This is a genomic window from Streptomyces sp. WM6372 (genome assembly GCF_001279655.1).
Classification (GTDB): Bacteria; Actinomycetota; Actinomycetes; order Streptomycetales; family Streptomycetaceae; genus Streptomyces.
Genome location: NZ_LGDB01000052.1, coordinates 1 through 3,626, shown reverse-complemented (window position 1 = coordinate 3,626; position 3,626 = coordinate 1). Strand labels below are relative to the sequence as shown.

Genomic DNA, 3,626 nt, shown 5'->3' with positions numbered 1-3,626 from the left:
AGGAACGGACGCTTCCTTTGTACTCACCCTCTCGGGCTTTCCTCCGGGCTTTCGTTCTTTCCTGCGGTTCCGACTCTATCAGATCCTTTCGGGCCTGACTCCCGGTCGAAGCGGGATTTGCTTTCCAGGTCTTCGCTTTCGCGTTTCCCTTTCCGGCGAGTCCGACTCTATCAGAAGTTTTCCACCGGATTTCCCGGCTTCAGATTCCTGGATGAGGAGTCGAGTGCGCACCCGCAGAATTCGATTCCGTGGGTACGAGGGGTCTTGCTGGATGGCTGCCGAACTTGTCCAGTTCCAGGCAACCGTTCGACTCTACAACTGGGCCCCCGGGGTGTCAAAACGAGCGCGGCCCGGGGCCCTCGATGTGCCCCGGGCCGTCGTGGGGGGCCTCATGCGTGAGGCCCCCCACGACGGGTCACGGGCGCCCGCGTCCCGCCGAGAACGTGGCGCCGGTGAGGGTGACCGGGCCCGTCGCCTTGAGCGGGGCTCCCTGGCCGTCCGCCGGGGTGGCCAGAAGCGTCCATTCGTACGCACCGTTCATCACGACACGGCCCGTCTGGTCTTTCCCGTCCCACGCCAGGTCGACGAGACCACGCGTCTCACCACCGGTGCGCACGACGGTCGTGATGCCCGAGGCCTTGTTCCGCGCCATCAGCTTCCACGAGGAGACCGGCTTGGAAAGCCACCAGCGGGCCTGCCGGCTGCCCGCCGTCTTGGCGTCGAGCGTGCCGGGGACGCTCTGGTCGATCACGGCGAGCGGCGAGGCGGCGCCGGTCACCCCCACGACGTGAAGGGTCTCCTCCTGGTCGAGGTAGGCAAGGCGGCCGCCGAAGCGGTCGACGGCCCAGTCGGTGATGTTGTTGCCCGGGTAACCGGAGACCTGGTGTTCCCTCACCAGCGCGCCGGAACGCAGGTTGTAGACGCTCACCACGCCGTGGTACTCGTGCACCGCGTAGCCGTCGCCGAGCGACACGCGGTCGGCCGAACCTTCGGCGACGAAGGGCAGCAGGATCCGCTGCCGCGTCGGTACGTGGTACGCAGCCGCCCCGGCCCCGTCGGCGGAACAGGTCGAGTAGAACCAGTCGCCGTTGGCCTGGAGCTCGTACGGACGGCAGCCCGACGCCAGGTCCACACGGCGGACGACCTGGCCGGTCCGCAGATCCGTGGCCGCCAGGACGCCCTTGTCGCCCTCGGGCTGCCAGAGCAGGGGACCCCAGAGTCCCGCAGCCGAGGTGGGCTTGATGTCCAGGACCTTGCCGGCGTCGATGTCGAGGACCAGCGACCGGGGCGCATCGTCGATCTCTGCGCTCACCAACAGATAGCGGCCGGAGGCGCTGACAATTCTGGCGTGCGACAGTTCGCCGGGGAGTCTCACGGTCCGGTGGGCGCCACCGGTGCGGGCATCCCGGATGTGGACCGTCACCGCGCACCGGGACGAGCACCCGTTCGCAGCCGCCATCCCGACGATCCGGCCGTCACCTGTTGCGGCGGTTCCGCCGAACCGGCTGGCGGCTTCGGGACAGAAGGGATCGGTCTTCGAGCGGTCACAGCGCCACACGGGACCCTGTGTGATCGACGGCGGACCCGAGACGGAGGTCCGGTAGCCCAGCACGGACTCGGTGCTGTCCACCTGCAGTGCGGAGAGCTCGCCCTGGGCGATGGCGATGCTCTGCCGGTCCGTGGGTCGGGCCGGAACGGCCAGCGCCTCCTGAACCTGCAGGGCACCCTGGGCATCCGCGGAGATGCGGTGCACGGCCCAGCGGCTACTGCCCTTGACGGTGGAGAGCCCGTAGGCACTGCCGTCGGCACCGAGGACCAACGACCCGTCCAACTGGTCCAGTACGGGTCGCGGTGCACTGCCGTCACTCGGATAGGCCTTCACGACCGGGTCGGAGCTGTCTCCTGTGTCCGCGATCAGCCAGTCGCCGACTGCCAGGACCCGGCCCGGGTACTTGTCGATCGCCACCGTACGCACCACGGCAGGGTCGGTTCTGGACACCATGATGGCCTTGTCGAATTGGACCATGGCGATCCACTTCGACCCGAGCCCCACATGGTTGTACGTGCTGCCCCCACCGGGAGCTTCGGGGAGTTCCTTCAACGTGGCCGTGGCGTAGTCGAGGATCCCGTGCCGGTGCTTGCCTTCCGCGCCCTCGCCCCAGTACTCGACGAGGGCGCCCCGTGCGTCCGAATCCAGCACGGCATAGGAACTCATCGCCTCGACGCCGGTGACCGGCACGTCCTTGCGGGGCTCGTTCGCACGGCCGAGCAGGTGGAGCAGCCAGTGTCCGTCCGCGTCCTTCTCCGAGGCCAGCACCTGGGTCGGCGAGATGGCCGTGGCCCAGGCCCGGTTCTCCCGGGCGGGTACGGACTCGGTCGTCCCCGAGACGTAGTTGCGGATCTTCAGTTCCTTGGCGCCCGTGCAGGCGACCTCGTCGCCGAGCCGGGCCTGGCCGTACCCGCAATCGGACGGAACCTTCCGGCCATCGGCACTCCGCCAGGACGTCGGCTCATTGTTGTACCGGTCCGACATCAGCATGCCTGTGCCGGCAGCGCGGAGTATCAGATAGGGCGCGAAGACGCTCGGCGGTGATGCGACCGTCGCCTCACCTCCGGGTGCCGGCGCCGCGGCGGCCGCCGTCGGTATGGCGCACACCGCGCCGATGCATGTGGCCAGTGCGAGCGCGGCGGCTCCCACGGCACGCGGCATTCTCAACTGTGTTCCCCCCACAGGATGCACGCGGGGGTCTGCAGCGGCCTTCCGCGCCAACTGCTCTGCGCCCCCGCAAAGTGAGCGGATCGTAGCAGCGGAGAACGGGGGGAACTTCGAGGTCAGAGGTTGACGCGCTTCAGGTAGACGCGGCTGCGGTGGGGGATGGTCTGGTACCAGAGCATCAGGTGTTCGTCCTCGTACGTACGCAGGCGCATGGGGCTGGGGTCTTCGTAGAGGCTGCCGTCCTTGGGGTCGATGGCCATCGACGCCAGGTCGACCAGGCCGTCCATGACGACGACGACCAGCTCCTGCTGCTCCGCCGGCATGTCGCCGAGCACCCACAGCCGACTCGGATCGCACTCCCAGGCCCAGCCGGCCTCGTTCTCCACTCCCTCACCCCGCAGGGTCACTGACCGATCTCCCGCTGGGCCTCGGCGAGGATGCGGCTGCTGGTCTCCATCGCTGCCCGGAACTGTTCTTCCGTGGCGGCCGGGTCGCCTGCGGTGCGCTCGGCTTCCAGCAGCGCGGCGGCTCGGGCGGGCCGGCGGTGGATGGCCACGTGCGTGGCCCACTTGATCAGGAAGAAGCGGAGCGGGTTGATGGCGCCCGTCTCCGCGGCGCGGTCGAACGCCGCATGGCATTCCCGGTCGAACTCGGCGAGGTGCGCCATGTCGATCCGGCGCACGGCGTCCCGCAGGGCTTCGCGCGTCATGGCCGGCTGGGGGATGAGCGGACCGTCGTCTTCGAGGTGCTGTGCTGTCATCGTGCCTCCAGGGGAACGTGGCCAGGATAGCCACCGGCTCAGTCGAAGGCCCCGTAAACGCAGAAAAGCCCCGTACCGGATACCCGGTACGGGGCTTTCTACAATGATTGTTCGGCGGCGTCCTACTCTCCCACAGGGTCCCCCCTGCAG

3 protein-coding genes are annotated in these 3,626 nt (G+C 68.5%); all 3 read right to left on the bottom strand.

What is annotated here, in order from left to right:
• Positions 1 to 415: 415 nt before the first annotated feature.
• The 3 genes from ADK52_RS06575 to ADK52_RS06565 all read right to left on the bottom strand — a co-directional run bounded on the left by ADK52_RS06575 (position 416) and on the right by ADK52_RS06565 (position 3,476).
• The gene (locus ADK52_RS06575) at positions 416 to 2,710 is read right to left on the bottom strand and encodes a hypothetical protein (protein WP_053688831.1); all 2,295 of its coding nucleotides are present in this window, start codon (positions 2,708 to 2,710) and stop codon (positions 416 to 418) included.
• Positions 2,711 to 2,832: 122 nt separating this feature from the next.
• Entirely contained in the window at positions 2,833 to 3,123 is a 291-nt protein-coding gene (locus ADK52_RS06570) for a hypothetical protein (RefSeq protein WP_053688830.1), read from the bottom strand.
• The gene (locus tag ADK52_RS06565) at positions 3,120 to 3,476 is read right to left on the bottom strand and encodes a DUF6247 family protein (protein WP_030874051.1); all 357 of its coding nucleotides are present in this window, start codon (positions 3,474 to 3,476) and stop codon (positions 3,120 to 3,122) included. The genes ADK52_RS06570 and ADK52_RS06565 overlap by 4 nt, the downstream gene beginning before the upstream one ends.
• Positions 3,477 to 3,626 lie beyond the last annotated feature (150 nt).

Excerpts from the sequence above, each read along its gene's own strand:
- ADK52_RS06575 (WP_053688831.1), bottom strand. The coding sequence starts at position 2,710 with ATGCCGCGTGCCGTGGGAGCCGCCGCGCTCGCACTGGCCACATGCATC.
- ADK52_RS06565 (WP_030874051.1), bottom strand. The coding sequence starts at position 3,476 with ATGACAGCACAGCACCTCGAAGACGACGGTCCGCTCATCCCCCAGCCG.